19 protein-coding genes and 1 tRNA gene are annotated in these 17735 nt (G+C 52.3%); 11 read left to right on the top strand and 9 right to left on the bottom strand.

Going from position 1 to position 17735, the window contains the following annotated elements:
* Window positions 1-17: 17 nt before the first annotated feature.
* Window positions 18-617 (top strand): ATP-binding cassette domain-containing protein, encoded by a 600-nt coding sequence (locus ACTH3S_RS09735; RefSeq protein ID WP_441808848.1) that lies wholly within the window; start codon window positions 18-20, stop codon window positions 615-617.
* 17 nt (window positions 618-634) lie between these two features.
* Window positions 635-2101 carry a PhnE/PtxC family ABC transporter permease gene (locus tag ACTH3S_RS09740; RefSeq protein WP_441808814.1) on the top strand — a complete coding sequence of 489 codons (1467 nt, stop codon included), beginning with the start codon at window positions 635-637 and terminating at the stop codon, window positions 2099-2101.
* 34 nt (window positions 2102-2135) lie between these two features.
* Here the strand turns inward: ACTH3S_RS09740 and ACTH3S_RS09745 are convergent, their stop codons facing one another.
* Both ACTH3S_RS09745 and cls read right to left on the bottom strand, forming a co-directional pair.
* Entirely contained in the window at window positions 2136-3545 is a 1410-nt protein-coding gene (locus ACTH3S_RS09745) for a MipA/OmpV family protein (protein ID WP_441808815.1), read from the bottom strand.
* 32 nt (window positions 3546-3577) lie between these two features.
* Window positions 3578-5008, bottom strand: coding sequence for a cardiolipin synthase (cls, locus tag ACTH3S_RS09750; RefSeq protein ID WP_441808816.1), 1431 nt, complete (start codon window positions 5006-5008; stop codon window positions 3578-3580).
* A gap of 178 nt (window positions 5009-5186) precedes the next feature.
* On the opposite strand from cls, the gene ACTH3S_RS09755 reads away from it, so the two are divergent.
* Window positions 5187-5756 (top strand): hypothetical protein, encoded by a 570-nt coding sequence (locus tag ACTH3S_RS09755; protein ID WP_441808817.1) that lies wholly within the window; start codon window positions 5187-5189, stop codon window positions 5754-5756.
* A 409-nt stretch (window positions 5757-6165) separates the two neighbouring features.
* Here ACTH3S_RS09755 and ACTH3S_RS09760 read toward each other — a convergent pair whose 3' ends face one another.
* On the bottom strand, window positions 6166-6630 hold the full coding sequence (locus tag ACTH3S_RS09760) for a hypothetical protein (RefSeq protein ID WP_441808818.1): 465 nt from the start codon (window positions 6628-6630) through the stop codon (window positions 6166-6168).
* 145 nt (window positions 6631-6775) lie between these two features.
* Between ACTH3S_RS09760 and ACTH3S_RS09765 the strand changes: the two genes are divergently transcribed.
* Genes ACTH3S_RS09765 through ACTH3S_RS09775 form a run of 3 tightly spaced genes read left to right on the top strand, consistent with a single transcriptional unit; the run spans window position 6776 to window position 8980 of the window.
* Window positions 6776-7696, top strand: a complete 921-nt coding sequence (locus ACTH3S_RS09765) for an ABC transporter ATP-binding protein (protein ID WP_441808819.1) — start codon at window positions 6776-6778, stop codon at window positions 7694-7696.
* A 25-nt stretch (window positions 7697-7721) separates the two neighbouring features.
* Complete coding sequence (locus ACTH3S_RS09770; RefSeq protein ID WP_441808820.1) at window positions 7722-8483, top strand: ABC transporter permease; 762 nt, start codon at window positions 7722-7724, stop codon at window positions 8481-8483.
* Window positions 8447-8980, top strand: coding sequence for a DUF192 domain-containing protein (locus ACTH3S_RS09775; RefSeq protein ID WP_441808821.1), 534 nt, complete (start codon window positions 8447-8449; stop codon window positions 8978-8980). The genes ACTH3S_RS09770 and ACTH3S_RS09775 overlap by 37 nt, the downstream gene beginning before the upstream one ends.
* Here ACTH3S_RS09775 and ACTH3S_RS09780 read toward each other — a convergent pair.
* On the bottom strand, window positions 8977-9759 hold the full coding sequence (locus ACTH3S_RS09780; RefSeq protein ID WP_441808822.1) for an enoyl-CoA hydratase: 783 nt from the start codon (window positions 9757-9759) through the stop codon (window positions 8977-8979). The genes ACTH3S_RS09775 and ACTH3S_RS09780 overlap by 4 nt on opposite strands.
* A gap of 175 nt (window positions 9760-9934) precedes the next feature.
* Here ACTH3S_RS09780 and ACTH3S_RS09785 point away from each other — a divergent pair, with 175 nt between their 5' ends.
* Both ACTH3S_RS09785 and ACTH3S_RS09790 read left to right on the top strand, forming a co-directional pair.
* Window positions 9935-10072 (top strand): hypothetical protein, encoded by a 138-nt coding sequence (locus ACTH3S_RS09785; RefSeq protein WP_441808823.1) that lies wholly within the window; start codon window positions 9935-9937, stop codon window positions 10070-10072.
* A gap of 3 nt (window positions 10073-10075) precedes the next feature.
* Entirely contained in the window at window positions 10076-10579 is a 504-nt protein-coding gene (locus ACTH3S_RS09790; protein WP_441808824.1) for a hypothetical protein, read from the top strand.
* An 11-nt stretch (window positions 10580-10590) separates the two neighbouring features.
* On the opposite strand, the gene ACTH3S_RS09795 is transcribed toward ACTH3S_RS09790, so the two are convergent.
* Entirely contained in the window at window positions 10591-11286 is a 696-nt protein-coding gene (locus ACTH3S_RS09795; protein ID WP_441808825.1) for a hypothetical protein, read from the bottom strand.
* Between the two features lie 70 nt (window positions 11287-11356).
* On the opposite strand from ACTH3S_RS09795, the gene istA reads away from it, so the two are divergent.
* Window positions 11357-12376, top strand: a complete 1020-nt coding sequence (istA, locus tag ACTH3S_RS09800; RefSeq protein ID WP_441808826.1) for an IS21 family transposase — start codon at window positions 11357-11359, stop codon at window positions 12374-12376.
* Window positions 12373-13194 carry an IS21-like element helper ATPase IstB gene (gene istB, locus ACTH3S_RS09805; RefSeq protein ID WP_441808827.1) on the top strand — a complete coding sequence of 274 codons (822 nt, stop codon included), beginning with the start codon at window positions 12373-12375 and terminating at the stop codon, window positions 13192-13194. The genes istA and istB overlap by 4 nt, the downstream gene beginning before the upstream one ends.
* Before the next feature lie 460 nt (window positions 13195-13654).
* On the opposite strand, the gene ACTH3S_RS09810 is transcribed toward istB, so the two are convergent.
* From ACTH3S_RS09810 to ACTH3S_RS09825, 4 genes are all read right to left on the bottom strand, one after another.
* Window positions 13655-13741: transfer RNA gene (locus ACTH3S_RS09810), tRNA-Leu, on the bottom strand.
* A gap of 94 nt (window positions 13742-13835) precedes the next feature.
* A complete protein-coding gene (locus tag ACTH3S_RS09815; RefSeq protein WP_441808828.1) occupies window positions 13836-14795 on the bottom strand; it encodes a c-type cytochrome in 960 nt (319 codons plus the stop codon).
* Window positions 14795-15484, bottom strand: coding sequence for a c-type cytochrome (locus ACTH3S_RS09820; RefSeq protein ID WP_441808829.1), 690 nt, complete (start codon window positions 15482-15484; stop codon window positions 14795-14797). Before ACTH3S_RS09820 ends, ACTH3S_RS09815 begins: the two co-directional genes overlap by 1 nt.
* Window positions 15481-16119 (bottom strand): class I SAM-dependent methyltransferase, encoded by a 639-nt coding sequence (locus ACTH3S_RS09825; protein WP_441808830.1) that lies wholly within the window; start codon window positions 16117-16119, stop codon window positions 15481-15483. Before ACTH3S_RS09825 ends, ACTH3S_RS09820 begins: the two co-directional genes overlap by 4 nt.
* Before the next feature lie 182 nt (window positions 16120-16301).
* On the opposite strand from ACTH3S_RS09825, the gene ACTH3S_RS09830 reads away from it, so the two are divergent.
* Window positions 16302-17735 carry a cytochrome ubiquinol oxidase subunit I gene (locus ACTH3S_RS09830; protein ID WP_441808831.1) on the top strand — a complete coding sequence of 478 codons (1434 nt, stop codon included), beginning with the start codon at window positions 16302-16304 and terminating at the stop codon, window positions 17733-17735.

The raw sequence follows: 17735 nt of genomic DNA on the forward strand, positions 1-17735 counted from the left end.
GCCATTACAGAGAATGGTTGCAAGCTAATGTTCCACACAAAACGGAAGAGACCCATAAAATCGCGCTTGTGGGCAAAAGCGGCGCTGGAAAATCCACGTTAATTCGCTTGATTCACGAGCGGGTTAATCGGGATTCTTCCCTTATTCCCCAAGACCTGGGCTTGGTGAACGCGCTTTCGGTGTTCCATAACGTGTTTATGGGGCAGCTGGATAGACACGCCACTTGGTATAGCACGGTAACGCTCGTCCGCCCATTCTCGAAAGATCGGACCGAAGTGCATACCCTCCTGCAATCCTTGGGTATGACAGAAAAGCTCTGGACGCCCGCAGCATCGCTTTCTGGTGGGCAGCGACAACGTGTTGCCATTGCCCGTGCACTTTATCGCAACGCTGCTGTGCTGCTGGCCGATGAGCCGGTTTCTGCTCTCGACGGCCCTATGGCGAACTCGGTCATGACTCATCTGCGGGATCGCTTCGCCACCAGTATTATCGCGCTGCACGATGTGGATCTGGCTTTGCGTTATTGCACCAGAATCGTTGGTATACAGGATGGTCAGGTTGCTCTAGACCAGCCCAGCGAAAACCTTACAGCTCCAGACATCATGTCTCTTTACTAGGTAGCGCGGCCGGTTTCATGTTTTCTTCCCCCACGGTTCGTACCAGCCTTATTTTCCTTGCCATTGCCTTGGTCGGGTTACTGTTTGCGGATATTGCCATCACCGCATCCAACCCCTGGCAAGATTTGGGCAACTTCTTCCTTGGCGTCGTAACCCCAAATTTTTTCAGCAGCGAAGGACTGATGACCGCCCTGTTAAGAACCGTCGCTTTTGCGTTTGTCGGGGTGGCTCTTGGTAGTATCGCAGGGTTCCTGCTGGCTTTGGTTTACCGGTCATTGCCAGTGCGGATTTTCTGTGCCTTTATCCGCGCCATTCATGAGCTTTTCTGGGCGCTAATCTTTCTGCAATTCTTCGGGTTTCACCCACTCACGGGTGTATTGGCTATTGCTATCCCCTACGCCGGGATATTTGCCAAGGTGTATTCGGAAATTCTGGAAGAAGCCGACCCTGAACCTGGCCGAGTTCTGCCTCCAGGTACCGGAAATATTACGGCATTTCTTTACGCCCGCATCCCAGATTGCTGGGTAAAGATACGAACCTACACGGCGTACCGGCTGGAATGCGGCCTGCGTTCCAGCGCAATTCTTGGCTTTGTTGGGCTGCCCACACTTGGTTTTTATCTGGAAGCTTCATTTTCTCAAGGCCTGTATTCCGACGCTGGTGCAATGCTGATCCTATTTTACGTACTGATTGCTACCATGCCGCTGTGGGTGAGGCCAAAGCTCTTGCCTGTGTACGTACTCGGGGCGCCCTTCTTTCTTGGCGAGGGTCTACCGATTGTGTGGGGTAACGTGCAGCGCTTTTTCACCGAGGACATAGTGCCGGCCCCGCTGCGCAATGGGGAAGGCTTAGGTGGGCTAATGCCCTGGCTGAATGATCTGATGATCTACCAGGCTATGCCGGGCATCTGGAATACCATTGTGCTTACCCAAATTGCCCTTGTGGCTTCCGGCGTTCTCTCGTTATTGGCATTTCCGTTGATTTCCAACCACTTTGGCGGACCTTTGCGGCGCAATGCCGGCCATGTGATTCTTGTGATCGCACGATCTACGCCTGAGTACATTTTGGCCTATATACTGCTGCAGCTCTGGGGACCTTCAATGTTGCCAGCGGTTGTTGCCTTGGCCCTGCACAACGGCGGTATTATCGGGCACCTTATTGGACGGCAAACCAATTCCATCAACCTTCGTGCAGACGCCCCAACCGGGTTTAACCGGTATAGCTGGGAACTGGTACCCCGCGTGTACCGCTCTTTCTTGGCGTTTTTGTTTTATCGCTGGGAAATCATTATGCGGGAAACTGCTATTTTGGGGATTTTGGGCATCTACACACTTGGATTCTATGTAGATAGCGCCATTCAGAACATACGGTTTGATCGTGCCATGGTGTTGATACTGATCACCGCGCTACTCAATATTGGGGTGGATGCTCTCGGGCGCTATATTCGCCGCAAACTCGCCCTACAAACTATGCCGACCTGCTGAATTCGTGTCCAGAGATCGGCTTATCTCCGATTACTTACCGTTTACACTCTATGTGCCCGGTTACCATATCGGAACCACCAGACACATTGCTCAAAATGTCTGATTTGGCAAAAATACCCGAACGGTGTATCAAAGAAACACCCACATAACAGTTTTGAACCGCTTTATTATCAAACATTAGCCGAAGCGGCACATCAAACTGGCCCTCAAGATAATTGAGAAAGCGTGAGGTGTTGCGTTCGCGCTCTGCCTGCTTAACCTGCTCCACATAGGGTACCGAAGAGGCATAAGAAAAGCCGAAGCCTATACCTGCACGAAGCCACTCTTCCTGGGTCCAAGGCGAGTGAGCCGAGGTCATCGCCATCACGTAAGCGTTGTATTCGCCAAAGTCACTCTGATTGCCATTCTCGAGGCGCCGGTTTAACGAAAGCTTGCCCCAGTATTCGATGTACTTGCCATCAGAAATCAGCTTGCCCAACGTTAACCCGACCATATAGGCGTGAACGTCTTCACTGCGCTTTAGGGTACCTGTAAGCGTTCTGGTGAAGGGGCCTTCTGCTTGATAGCCTGAATTCAACCGCCAGGACCACTCCCCTGATCTTCCCGAACCTGGTCGTTTGGTAGAGTCATTAAGTGCGTTGCCAAAGAGGTATGCAAACCCTAACGTTGCCGAATTTTGCTGAGATTCATCCACCAACGGGCTGTTGAAAATCTCACTATCTACATGCTGAAAAGCGATGTTTGAAAAAACCATCAGGCGCGGTGTCACCTGATAGGAGGTGTTAATACCAGCACGCCAGAAGGCCGCTGAGCCAGGTTCATAAAACGGTCGGTCAGCCCGTGCTTCATCTATCTCAACGCCGTAGTAATAACCGGTAAAATCATTATCTTGGTAGATATAGCTGATAAACGGCGACACAAACCAACGACCGGGTTCCCAAGCGTACCTGTACGTAAAGTCCCATTCGTAGCCATTATGGTTGCCTAGGATGTCATTCACCCAAGTGCTAGAGACATCTCCCCAATCGTTCTTCAAGGTAATGGAAAAACCGCCATCCACGGTTTGATTACGGTCATGCAGTCCGCTGAAGTAGTCGTTGGCCTCAGATTCAAGTCGGTTGAACCGGTATCTTGCCAACATATCCACTTTTAGCCAGTCATTGTTCACGATATGGACACCGGCAGACGTTCCGTGGGCAAACAACCATTCGCCTTCGTATAGATACAGAGGCAACAGATCCACTTTACTGCCCGCGTTTTGGCTGGAAATATTGCTGATGCCGATATACGGGCTGGTACCCCTGCGTATTGCTGCCCCAAGACCGACGGTTCCCGCAGGAACGTCGTTAACGGAGGTGCGGGTATCCGGAAGGCCGGCAAAACCATCACCAGCCGTTAGGCACAGACCCAGAAGAACGCTGTGGCTAATTAATCCTCTACGCATAATTTTTCCAGTGTGGCGCAAATACCCTTGGGCTATAAAACCGGGCCAATGGTTGCGATAACGTTGTGCCATATTCGTCTGTGGTAGTGCCAAGCAAGAACTGTGGGCAAAGCGACCACTTCGGAGCGACTGATGTAACTCTGCTGACGCTCTTTGACCGCGTGGGTCGTGGCTTCATCCTGCAGAAGAATGTTGTTTTCGTAGTTCAGATCAAAACTGCGCAAATCCAGATTTGAAGAGCCGATCAGGCTGATTTTTCCGTCGATTGTGAGGGTTTTGGCATGAAGAAGCCCTCCTTTGAACTCGTGAATTATACAACCTGCATCCAGCAAACGATGGTAATAACTGCGGCTGGCCGCCGCCACAATCCAGCTGTCGTTTACTTTGGGGAAAATCAGCGCAACTGATACACCTCTGTGGGCCGCGGCGCACAGAGCTTCCAGAACTGTTGCGTCTGGAACAAAATACGGCGTGGATAGTGTCAGCTCGCTCTGAGCGCAGGCAATCAGGTTGGCAAAGAGCTGAGGTGTAGCTCCGTGGCGCTCAGTTGGCCCGACGCCCATCACCTGCGCGGGGAAGCCGTCCTCGGAAGGCGGCGAAGACAATGCAATGCGATCCAAGGATTGATGGGTGGCTTGCATCCAGTCACTGGCGAACAGCAACTGATTCTGAACCACAACCGGCCCGGTAAACCGGAGCATAATATCCACCCAAGGGGCGTATTTTGCTTTCACCAAAAACTCCGGGTCTGCAGAGTTTCGGCTGCCACAATAAGTGATACTTGAATCAATCACGGTGATCTTGCGGTGGTTTCGAAGATCCAGCCGGCTGGTCAGAATCGTGTGGATAGGGTGTTTCAGTGACAGTGCCACCGCAAGATGCACCCCTGCCTCCTTCATGCGCTGCCAAAGTTCAGAATTAATCATCGCACGCGAGCCCAAGCCATCGGCCATGGCGCGGCACGTAATTCCCCTACGGGCTGCACGTATCAGCGCCTCGGCAATCCCATGGCCGGTGTTGTCAGCAAGCCAGATGTAATACAGCACATGCACGTGATCCTTGGCCGCATCGATGTCTGCCACCATGCGCATCAGTGTTTCCTCACCATCAGCCATTAGCTCTGCGGTGTTTCCTGATGATGGGTGAAACCCATTAATCGACCCCGCATAACGGAATGCAGGACGGTAAACCTCATCAATCAACTCCTCCGTACTGGCCGCTTCCCCCATAAACCAAGAGGCTTTAGCACGTATCTCTTCAAATATTTCTTTGTGTCGTTTTTCTGCACGGTTACCCAAATCGGTTTCGCCAAAAAGGAAATAAATGGCGCTACCAAAGTAAGGTAAGAGGTTAAGAACAATAAACCAGGCCAGCCGCCCCGGAGGCGAAAGATCGTCGCGGAGCAGAATCCGGATGGTGAAGGTAATAACCAGCAGTGTGTGGAGTACCAGAACAACGGTCATCGGGTTCCCTTTAAAAATGCTGAATACATCGCGCTTTCACTAACCTCTGCGACGCGGGTCACAGTTACTATCATTGGAACGAGTTTAAAGACGTTTATGTCCAGGAGGTTGCGGAAAAATCAGGATACAATCCGTTACACCCCCTATACGTTCTGCAATATTCAAGGTGACTCCACTCATGATCGACGGACTTGTTGTGTTCACCCAAGCCGGGCTTTTGGTTTTGCTTGCGGCTCTGGCGTGGCGAATATTGATGCTGGCGCGCTCCGAACCTCTGTCGGCCGGTAGCAGACAACAAGCAGCCCCAGAAACACATAGGGAAAAACCAGCACAGAAAAAGCAAAACCGCCTAGCTTCCCCGAACCGCACAGAATTGTTCACTCACTTGCATATTCTTGCGGGGCTTCAAGAACGGGATTGCCGGATAAGCGGGCTGGAACTTAGCCAGGCGCCAGAGACAGTTCGAGCATACGCTGCAGCCTGGTTATACGGGGCTGGTTGCGCGCTATGCGGGCAGTCCGAACGGCACAGTGACGCACTTGCGGGCCTAGTGGCACAGATTGTCAGCCGAAAAACCGGGATTCGGCAGACTGAAGCCGTGCAAACCATTGCAACGTTAACTTCATGCGAAGTGCTGCTAGCTTGCTTTCGCGCCGGGCTGGAAGGCGCTGAATACTGGCATAGCCATCAATATGTACAACCGAAAAGCAGCCTCTACGCTGCGATTACCGAAAATGCTCTGATCTAACCCTTCTTAATCCTTACCACGTTGCTCTAGTGCCCAGTCTGTTCCAAGTTGAACAGGCTCTGCTTGATCTGGTCGCTCGGCAGGTACCCCTGAGACGGCCGGGCGTGTAAATCCACCCTCCTCCGTCGCCAGCATTGATTCCACATCAACAGAGAGAACCAAATAGATGCCCCCTCCTGACGCTACCCTAGCTCGATGAGCTAGGCCGAAAACAAACCGGCAGTAGTCTAACTTCAACTGCGCCAAATCCTGCTCTGCTTTGCGAATCTTCCGCACCAGTACTTTCTGTACACTTTCCCCGTATTCCATCACAACTTCTCTGAAGTTAGCCCCAATCTTGCACAATTTTACACTTTTTTGAGATTTTGTCAGCCGGGGTATCGATTGCAATAAAGCTTCTATGCAGGCGTCAGTGTTCCCGGGCCTGGAACACCAACTTCAGTGGCGCCTTTTCGACAAGTGGCTGCTGTCCTTCTTGCAGATCAACCCGCCAGACCATCTCCGAGCCAGTTGTGCAAAGGGGTGCGGTGAATTGTGCTGAATACTCGCCATCCCCATTCCGCCGAAGTGGTACTGGGTACTCCCCCATGTACATGGATTCGCCTCGCAACACCGCTAAAAACCGCTCCGGAGCCGTCGGTGCCTGCACAGTAAGTTGATATTCCAGACCCTGCCCCTGATCACCCATAACCTCTAGATCGACTTGCCAGCGCTCAGACTCCATCTCCCATGCACAAGGCCCTGCCAAAAGATCACAAGCAGGCTGGCTCCTATCTGTAACCTGATCATCTGTGGTTTGTAGCCAGCCGAAGCCGAACATACCCACTGAAATTAGGCCTACAATGAACCCAACAACCACTATTGCTCGTAACATACCAAATCCTAGTTAAAACCCGCTTTGATATCACTGGCGCATTATGGACACTATCGTTTCCTAGGCAAAGATTTCTAAACCGGCGCCAGACATGAGAAAATGCTGCGCTTCATCTCTGACTCATCTTCAGAAATAGGATACGCCCGTGCAGCCGGATATTTCCGTTAAAAACCTAAACAAGGTTTATGAGGACGGTTTTCAGGCCCTCAAAAATATTAACCTAGACATACACCAAGGTGAAATTTTCGCCCTGCTCGGCCCCAATGGTGCGGGTAAAACCACAATGATAAGCATCATTTGTGGCATCACCAACTTGTCATCCGGGGAAGTGCGCGCCGCTGGCCACGATATCGTAAAAGACTATCGAAAAGCCCGCGAGTCTATTGGCCTGGTGCCGCAGGAACTAAATACCGACTCGTTTGAAACCGTCTGGAAGGCTGTCTCTTTCAGTCGCGGTTTGTTCGGTAAAGCACCCAAGCCGGCTCATATTGAAAAGGTGCTTAAAGATCTCTCACTGTGGGATAAACGCAACAATCGCATCATGACGCTCTCTGGCGGCATGAAGCGCCGGGTAATGATTGCCAAAGCCCTCTCTCACGAGCCAAGAATACTGTTTTTGGATGAACCCACCGCAGGTGTAGACGTAGAGCTGCGCCGGGACATGTGGGAGATGGTTCGCAAGCTCCGAGAAGACGGCGTAACCATCATCCTCACGACCCACTACATAGAAGAAGCGGAAGAGATGGCCGATCGCATTGGTGTGATTCGCCAGGGCGAGATCATTCTAGTTGAAGACAAAAGCCAGTTGATGAGCAAGCTGGGTAAGAAAGAGCTACGTCTGCAGCTACAGAATAAGCTGGAAAAAATACCGGGCGAACTGGCATTGGAGCCGGTAGAGCTTTCAGAAGATGGCTACGAGCTGATTTATACGTTCGATTCCCAGCAGCAACAGGCCGGTGTGGCAAAGCTGCTGCGAACCCTCGGGAACATCGGAATTGATTATCGTGATCTGCGTACGCGCGAAAGCTCCCTGGAAGAGATTTTTGTCGGCCTGGTGAATGAATAAGCCCGCCGGCTAACTGGAGAAAGGCATGAATTTTTACGGTGTTAAAGCCATCTACATGTTTGAAATGTCCCGCATGGGGCGCACTCTTATGCAAAGCGTGCTCTCGCCGGTTATTTCCACCTGCCTGTATTTTGTTGTGTTCGGCTCGGCCATTGGCTCACGCATGGGCAATATCGACGGCATCGAATACGGCGCGTACATCATCCCCGGGTTGGTGATGCTTTCGCTGCTGATGCAAAGTATCTCCAACGCCTCGTTTGGTATTTACATGCCAAAGTTCTCGGGCACAATTTACGAAGTGCTGTCGGCGCCGGTGTCTTACGTTGAAGTGGTGCTTGGCTATGTGGGCGCTGCAGCCACCAAATCGGTGATCCTTGGGCTGATCATATTGGCTACCGCCAGATTATTTGTGGACTACAGCGTTCTGCACCCATTCTGGATGCTCTCGTTCCTCATACTGACCGCCGTAACCTTCAGCCTGTTCGGGTTTATCATCGGCATCTGGGCAGACGGCTTCGAGAAACTCCAAATTGTTCCCATGATGATTGTGACCCCGCTGACCTTTCTTGGTGGCACCTTTTACTCAATCGATATGCTGCCAGACATCTGGCAAACCATCAGCCTGGTTAATCCTGTGGTTTACCTGATCAGCGGGTTTCGGTGGGCGTTCTATGGCGTATCGGATGTACACATAGGCATAAGCGTAGGTATGACCCTGCTCTTCTTGACGGCGTGCATGGCGGGTATCTGGTGGATATTCAAAACCGGTTACAGGCTGCGCTCGTGATGCGTGCTCGCTGGGCGCTGCTCTGCTCTACGGCCATATTGGCGGGCTGCTCTTCTGGCTCGGGTGCGGTGGAGCCTTCCGAGGGCCTACCGGTTGTGGCCGGCTGTTTTGTCGCGGGTTCTGGCACAGCCAATGTAAGCCTGGAGCTCGCGCAGGCGCCGAAGGAGCGCGAGCACGGCCTAATGGGCAGGACATCTCTTGCGGCCAACTCGGGCATGCTGTTTCAGTATCAGGAGCACCAGAGCTCGGCCCACGGCTTCTGGATGTACCAGACGCTTATTCCGCTGGATATCGCCTACCTGGATGAGAACGGCGTAATCCGCAACATACAACAGATGGAGCCGTGTGCATCACCAAGCGGCGCAAGGTGCCCGAGCTACCCCGCCGAGGTTGAATTCATATCCGCCGTAGAGATGAATCTTGGATTTTTTGAGGCCAATGGAATTAGCACTGGCGACCACCTCAAACTGGGAAAAGAGAACTGCAAAGGCCGTTAGCTGTCCTTCCATTCGGGCTTGCGCTTATCCAAAAATGCACAGATACCTTCCCGTGCATCGTCTGCCATCAGGTTTTCCGCCATAACCTTGGCCGTATAGTCATAAGCCTTATCCAGGGGCATTTCCATCTGTTTGTAAAAAGCGCCTTTGCCTATCTTCAGCGTGTGCCCGGATTTTTCAGCAATCGTGCGGGCCATGCCGTATACCGTTTCATCCAACTGCGACTCATCAACAACCCGGTTTACCAGCCCAAGTTGCTCCGCACGGGTAGCATCTATCATCTCACCGGTGAGCAACATCTCCATAGCATGCTTGCGAGAAACGTTGCGCGACAGCGCCACCATAGGCGTTGAACAGAACAGCCCAATGTTTACACCTGGCGTGGCAAAGCGTGCCGAATCTGCAGCCACAGCCAAATCACAGCTAGCCACCAACTGACATCCCGCTGCAGTCGCAACGCCAGCCACACGGGCAATCACCGGCCTTGGCAGGTTCACAATCGTCTGCATAACCTCACTGCATCGCTTAAACAGTGCCAATTGGAAGTCATGGCTATCAAGCTGATCTCGTATCTCGCGAAGATCATGCCCAGCGCAAAACACCTTGCCTTCCGCAGCAATAACCACCACCCGTGTAGCGTCGTCTTTCGCAACATCGTTAAGCGCCTCAAGCAGTGCATCAAGCATACTCATAGAGAGACTGTTCCGCCGGTCGGGCTGATTCAGCGTGAGCGTGGTGATACCATTTTCGTCGGTATGTCGTGCCAGCAGATCTGTCATGATTCACTACCTCTTATTTTCGGAATCCGGGGCTATCAGAAGACCACCAGTATCGGACAGGATACCCGAGCTGTCGAAGCGACTTTTGTAGAACCCAGAGTAACGGCTTGTTATAACCGGGCTATAGCCATAGTCTCTTTACCAGAACCGACAAACTCAGATGCAGGAGGAGCCAATGTTCAATTCCAATATACTCAAAGCGATTGTCGCGATTGCCATTATTGCCGGTGGAATATACGTGATTATGATAGACGAGCCGGCGGTGCCTACCGGCGATATTAATAGCATTCAGCCTTTACCAGAACAGGATTAAGCAATGACTGTTTCCCGAACCCTGCTTGGTTTAATGGCGTCTACAGCTCTGCTTACCGGCTGTGATTTACTGGAAAGGCGGAGTGTTGAAGTAGAAAAGCAGACGGCGCCTGCACCTTGGTGGGAGCCTTTGGAGCCAGATGTCATTATCTACGGCGATGAGTTCTACGCTGGTACCTGCTCCATCACTCAAGTCGCGGACGTTGATGGTGTTAAAACAGGAGAAGAAATCTTCAAAGTTCCGTCTCGCTTCTTAGCCGACTGCGTGAATAGCGGTCGTGGTGAGGAAGTGCTTGGGTATGACGGCGAGTATATTATTTTAAGGGTGTGCCGAACCACCTTCGGTGCAGGCGGCTGCGGGGGCGATAGCTACCGAAGTGCAGACTTTGAAAACTGGGAGGAACACATAGGCGTTACCTGGATTAATGGCGAAGAGTATGAAGCCTGGCGAAAGGTTGGCTCCAAATCTTCGAAAGCCGATTCGGTAAAGAAAGTGGTTAGGGAGTGATGTGACTACTATTACTTTGTACCTATGAACATCTTGGCCACTGTTCCGTTTCGGCTGTAAAAATAGATTTCTGAGCGTGAACGGTCATACCTGCCAAGACCAGAGAATTCGCCGTTTCGGTCGCTTGCTAAGGCATCTTCATTGGGAAGCGCGGAACAGTTTTCCGCCTCGTAGTTGATCTCAAAAAGATTAATAGAACTATCAGGTATGGCCACCTCGCCATTGAATACACAGCCTTGGTCGCCACCTGTAACTTGGCCGATCGGATCTACAGTTATCCAGGACGTATTGTCGGGATCAGTTACTGTGTACGTACCTGATAGCGCCCCCATGGTTACACCTGGACCACTAGAGCTTTGGTCTCGAAAAAGCACGCTGTTTGAAGTAACACCAGGACCGGACGCCGTCAAATCGGCCCTTTCTGAAGACTTAACCTCTCCTGATAAGGATCCGTCGGTTCGTTCCCAAGGGGACCTATATATGTATTGATCTAACTGCCCTGAAATGTTCCCGGAGTCAGAAAACTGAAGATTACCAAAAGTGAGAGAATGACTGCTAAAAATCACGACGAACTTGCCCGTAGAGCTAATCAAACTAACGCCCTCAACCGTGGGCCGGTCGCTAAATTCTCTGCCGATAAAGAATGCGCCTGGCTGCAGTTCAGATGCTTGAACTGCAGTGTCACCGCCGAAGTAATACTGACCCACCAACGCCAACTTAAAATTGACCCACCTGAGGCAAAATGGCCGCCTAATACCATGAGCAGAGCGGCGGCCGATGTTAACTCAGGAGACAGTTGTGGAAATTCATGTATTACACCGCCAGGGCCAGAGTATTCGCGCCATCGCACAGACACTGGGCGTATCCCGTAACACGGTGCGCCGGTATCTGCGAGATTTGAACGCCGTGCCCAGCTATCCGGAGCGGGCCCAACGGGCCACAAAGCTGGATCCTCACAAAGCCTATCTGCACGAACGCATGGAAGCGGCGAAGCCGCACTGGATACCGGCAACGGTGTTGCTGCGGGAGATTCAAGAACTTGGTTACACCGGCGGCATCAGTCAGCTCAAGAACTACCTAGTTGATTTCAAGACTGTGGAGTCGGATCCGGTGGTTCGCTTTGAAACCCCACCGGCGAAGCAAATGCAGGTCGACTTCACGACCATTTCCCGTCACCGGCGCAAGATCAAAGCCTTTGTCGCCACCCTCGGGTTCAGCCGTGCCACCTTTGTTCGATTCTCTGAACACGAACGCCAGGAAGACTGGCTACAAGGCATTGAAGAGGCCTGCCAGTACTTTGGTGGGGTGCCACAAGAAATCCTGTTCGATAACGCCAAGACCATCATGATCGAGCGTGACGCCTACGGCGAAGGTCGTCATCGCTGGAATGCAAAGCTGTTAACCGTAGCGCAAGATTATGGCTTTGTGGCTCGCGCCTGTCGGCCCTACCGAGCCCGCACCAAGGGCAAGGTGGAACGCTTCAACTCGTACCTGAAGAATAGCTTTATCACGCCCCTGGCGGCCACCCTGAGTCAGGCCGGATTGAAGCTGGATGTGGCCACGGCCAACGCTCACATTGGCCCCTGGCTGGACACGGTGGCCCATCAGCGCATTCACGGCACCACCGGTGAGAAGCCCCAGATACGGCTGGATCAGGAGCGCTTTGAACTCATGCCGCTGCCCTCAAGACCGAAAGCAACGGCGCAACCGGTACCGTCATCTGCACGACCAGTTCCGCTGGAGAGCTTCCAGCACCCGCTGAGCATTTATGATCAACTGCTGGAGGCTCGCCCATGAACCTTCAGCATCAGCGAATTCAGGACGCCTGCACTACCCTGAAGCTCGATACACTGGCCAGTGAGTGGTCAGCGATTGCCGATCATACCGCCTCACAGGAGGCAACGCTGGCCGACTTCCTGGAGCAAGTGTTGAACCTGGAGCTGAACGCACGCACCCAGCGATCCCGCGAGACACTGCTGAAGTTCGCCGGCTTCCCAGGGCGCAAGCTCTTCGAGGATTACGACTTCAAGTTCGCCAGCGGCGCTCCGCGCAAACAGCTGAACGAACTGACCAGCATGGCCTTCGTTGAGCGAGCGGAGAACGTGGTGTTACTGGGCCCCAGCGGCGTTGGCAAAAGCCACCTGGCCATCAGTCTAGGGCACAAGGCCGTCAGCCAGGGCATCAAGACACGCTTCATCGCGGCCGCCGATATGATGTTGCAGTTGGTGACGGCCCGCAAACAGGAACGGCTGGATCAGTACCTGAAACGCAGTATCCTCGCGCCCCGGCTACTGATCATTGACGAAATTGGCTATCTGCCGTTTGGACGGGAGGAAGCTAACCTGTTCTTCAACGTGATTGCCAAACGCTACGAGCACGGCAGTGTGATCGTCACCAGCAACTTGCCGTTCTCCCAATGGTCCAGCGCCTTTGATGGCGACACCACGTTAACAGCGGCCTTATTGGATCGGCTTCTGCACCACGCACACATTGTCCAGATCCGTGGTGAAAGCTATCGACTGAAGGGCAAAAAGATGGCGGGTACGGCACCGGCATCCGCCGGCAGCCATGAACAATTAACGAACACCGAAACGACAGGGGTGGGTCAGTTTTAAATCGGCGATATTGACGATAAGTGGGTCAGTTTTAAGTCGGCGTTGACACTGCAGCTTTAGATCCACTACCTGAGCTGCTGCCACAACCGCTAAAAATAAGCGCAGAGCATACAATTAAGATACTAATACCGGCTTGCTTCACATCCTTCGGCATTCGGATACCTCCTACAAACAATCCATCATCTATAGCTTTGATCATAGCTTTGGAATCGCTATGTTCAAGAAATTCAGTGAGGTTTTAATTATTAGGTGGCGCCTTACGCATTAGCCGCAAACGTGCAAAATACGTCAGGTTTTCTGATTGCACATTGAGCCCGTATCGAAGCCTCGATACAGAAGAAGGCAATACGGAGCACGTGCCAAAGCTGGGGAAAGTTTTCTTGAGGTCTATTTTGCGTCTATTTAAACGAAGCTGTTCAGAACCAGGAAGGTTGCGGAACTTTTAACCTATTTAAAAACATGGTGCTCCGGGCCGGAATCGAACCGGCACGACCGTGAGGTCGAGAGATTTTAAGTCTCTTGTGTCTACCTATTCCACCACCGGAGCATTCGGGGAGGTTTTGAGGGCGAGGATTGTATAAGGCCTTGGAGCATAACGCAATTCAAAACGCCGCCAGTTGTTAGACTAACGGCGTTTTAGTTTACTTACTGGCAACTCCTGGGTTTTCACCGTAGTTGTCGTGATTGCCCAGCCGCTTGCCACCTACTTCCTTACCATAGAAACCATCGTGTTTATGGAAGGTTTTTGCAGTGCTGTCCAGTGATTCCTGGCTGCGGCGGCGTGGATCTTGTGGGCGCTCATGGCTGTTGATGAAGGCTGCCAGATCCCAGGCATCTTTATCGCTTAAAGAATTAGGTTTGCCCAGCGGCATGTTGGCTTTGATGAAGCCGGCCGCCGTATTAACCCGGTGCATACCTGCCCCCCAGTTATAGGCTTCATCGCCCCATAGAGGCGGGAACACAACCTGCCCTGCTACTGTCTGGCCGTGGCCGTCATCACCGTGGCACACCGCACACTGCTCTGTGTAGAGCTTGCGGCCGCGTTCCCGGTCATAACCTCCTTCAGGTTTTTCAAGCCTCACGTAGCCTCTGCCGCGCAGAGCCTGGTTGATGGGCGCGCCGGTTGATAGCCAGTGGAAATAGGTTTCCAGTGCTACCAAGGTATCGCTGCCAGTCTCTGGGGCTATACCGTTCATGGAATAGGTGAAGCATCCCTGCAAGCGCTCGCTCAGGGTGTTCACCTTGTCATTCTTACCCCGATAGGCGGGATACATGCCAAAGGCTCCCCACATGGGTGCGGAGTTAGCCAAGCGACCGGCATCAAGGTGGCAGTTAACGCAGTTTTGGCCATTAAACACGGTTTTGCCACGCAACTGCTGAGTGTTTACAAACAGGTCGCGCCCGTGGCGTACCATTTCGCCATATTGGTTGTCGGGGATATCCTGCTCTTTGGGTGGTTCAAGCGTGACCTTCCCTTCGGGAGCCGCTGGCAATTGCTTTTGATAGTCCACTTTAGGTTCTGCGGCGTGAACCAGCGTAGATACGGCCAAAACCGAAAAAGAGCTGGCGAGAACCGATAGAGGTAATCTCCACAGATTCATTAGTGGCTCTCCTTTGTTTTGGCCTGCACAGCCAGTTGCTCTGGCAGAGTTGCGTAATAGTCAGTTATGGCGGTAATTTGTTGCTCGCTAAGCCGTTCCGCGACACCTTTCATCAGCTGATTCGGGTCGTTATCGCGGCTTCCGTTGCGCCATGCAGCCAGCTGGGCTTTCAAATAGGTAGCGTGTTGTCCTGCCAGCGCTGGAAACGATTCCCCAACACCCATGCCGTTAGGGCCGTGACATTGGTTGCAGGCCGGTATTTGATTATCCCAATCACCGCGCATAGCCAGCCATTCGCCTTGGTTGGCGGGGTCGGGTGTTTGATGAGTAACAGCAGAAACCGGCGCTTCAAGATTCTGGTAGTAGGCTGAAACTGCTTGGATATCGTCTTCAGTCAGAGCTGAGGCAAACGGCAGCATGATCGGGTTTTTGCGTGTACCTTTGGCATAGTCGTGTAGTTGCTTGCTTAGGTAATTGGCATTAAGGCCGGCAATGTTCGGAAAGCCGGCAGCGCTGTTCCCCTTTCCATCTGGGCCGTGGCAAGTTACACAAGCTATAGCACCTGCCCCGTTGCCCTGTGTCGCAATGATCTGTCCCCGCGCAGTATCTCCGGCGGCAACCGCGACACCCACATTCAGCGCAACGGGAGCAACAAGCAGAAACAAGGCGGCTCTGATAGTTGTTGTCATTCGTTTCTCCTAGCTATGGGGTTCAGAGCGATCCCTTTATAAATATAGCCGGCAATTTTTGGTGCCTTCGGAATATAGAAATTTTCTAGCTCACCCATCTCAAATCCGGCGTGGCGGATTAGATCTGCAATATGGCGATTTAGATTGCAACCACCTGCAATTTTTTTCCAACGGGGATTCACTCGGTCCTGCCATTTACGGGTGTTTTCGTGTGGTGATTCACCGTGCTCCAGGAAAAGGAGTTCACCTCCGGGCTTCAGTACTCGCTTCATCTGCAGCAACGCAGCACTCCAGTCGGGGATGGTACACAGAGTGAAGGTAAGCAAAACCGTATCCACGCTGTTGTCTTCCAAAGGAATTTGTTCACCCGGCAGGCCAAGCCATTCCACACGTATAGGCGAGCGCTTGAGATTAGGTTGTGCTTTGCGTCGCATGCCTTCAGAGGGCTCAAGGCCGTAAATCATCTCGACGGCTTCGGGATTATAAAATTCCAGGTTAATACCCGAGCCCATTCCTACTTCCAGTACACGACCTTTGGCGAGCGGTACAAGCTGGCTGCGCAATTTCATGACCTGGCCCAAGGAGCACGCTCGGTCTATGATATGGGGCAGAATTCTTTCTTCGTAAAAGCTCATGCTTTTCACCATTATTGTTTTTAATCAAAGGGTGCGACAATCTGCCCTATCAGTTTTGCTACCATATCCAGTAGCATTGTCTCATCTGCCGGTAATAACAATAAACAATTCAAGCTTGGGCAGCGGCTAAATGGGCTTGCTGAGTTCGTTTATTGTGACATTAACATTACCGGAGTGTTCCGATGGAGCTAGATCCTCTTATCCTTTCGCGAATTCAGTTCGCGTTTGTCGTGTCATTTCACGCCATTTTTCCGGTGTTTACCATCGGTCTTGCTTCCTATATCGCTGTGCTTGAAGGGCTCTCGTTCAAAACGAAAAACCCGGCATGGATTAAGCTGTCTTCGTTCTGGACCAAAGTATTTGCAGTGGTCTTCGGAATGGGCGTGGTATCCGGCATTGTTATGTCATTCCAGTTCGGAACCAATTGGAGCAACTTCGCCCAGGCTTCTGCCAACTTCCTAGGCCCCATGCTGAGCTATGAGGTGATTACTGCGTTCTTCCTGGAGGCATCCTTCCTTGGTGTGCTGCTGTTCGGGCGGGATCGAGTGCCTGCTGGGGTTCATCTGTTTGCGGCGATTATGGTTGCAACCGGCACCTTCATTTCTTCCTTCTGGATTCTCTCCGCCAACAGTTGGATGCATACCCCTGCGGGTACGGAACTGCGGGATGGTGTGTTCTATGTCACCTCCTGGAGCGAGGCGATCTTTAACCCATCATTCCAGTACCGCTTTGCTCACATGGTTATTGCCTCATTTCTTACCGGCGGGTTTGTCGTTGCGGGTGTCAGTGCATGGTATCTGCTAAAGGGGCGTGAGGTGGAAGCCAACCGCAAAGCGCTCTCGATGTGCCTGTGGTTGCTGCTGTTTCTCGCGCCTACACAGGCGATTGTTGGCGATTTTCACGGGCTTAACACCCTTGAACACCAGCCAATGAAAGTGGCCGCAATGGAGGGCCATTGGGAAACCTCTAAAAATGTTCCTTTGCTGTTGTTTGCCATTCCAGATCAGGAAAATCAGACCAACCGATTCGAAATCGGTATACCCAGCCTTGCCAGTCTTATTCTGACTCATGATTTGGATGGTGAAATACTGGGTTTGAACGAAGTCGCGCCGGATGAACAGCCTCCGGTTGCCATTGTGTTCTGGTCGTTCCGGATTATGGTCGGCCTGGGGCTTCTGATGATTCTGTTTGCTTTCACTGGGCTCGTTCTGCGCAAGGATGGCCGTATCTGGCGCACTCGTTGGTTCCTTCAGGGCATGCGCTTTATGAGTGTTACGCCCTTCATTGCGGTAACAGCCGGCTGGTTTGTAACTGAAGTTGGCCGCGCGCCTTGGTTGGTGTACGGCATGATGACCCAGGCTGAAGCCGTAACTCCATCATTAACCGGCGGCATGGCCCTGTTCACGTTAGTTGGCTACGTAGTGGTCTATTCAGTAGTGTTCTCGGCCGGTATCTACTACCTGATGCGTGTGCTCTATGTTGGGCTTGAGGATGATGAACACGACGATGAGCTCGACCCACAGGAGCGGCCGAAACGGCCTCTGTCTGCGAGCCATGTCCCCTTTGAATTGCATGACAATTCAAAGGCCAATCCAACCAACCAGGGAGGTCACTAA

Origin of the sequence: Marinobacter sp. (genome assembly GCF_052094685.1) — a bacterium.
In the GTDB taxonomy this organism is placed as follows: domain Bacteria; phylum Pseudomonadota; class Gammaproteobacteria; order Pseudomonadales; family Oleiphilaceae; genus Marinobacter.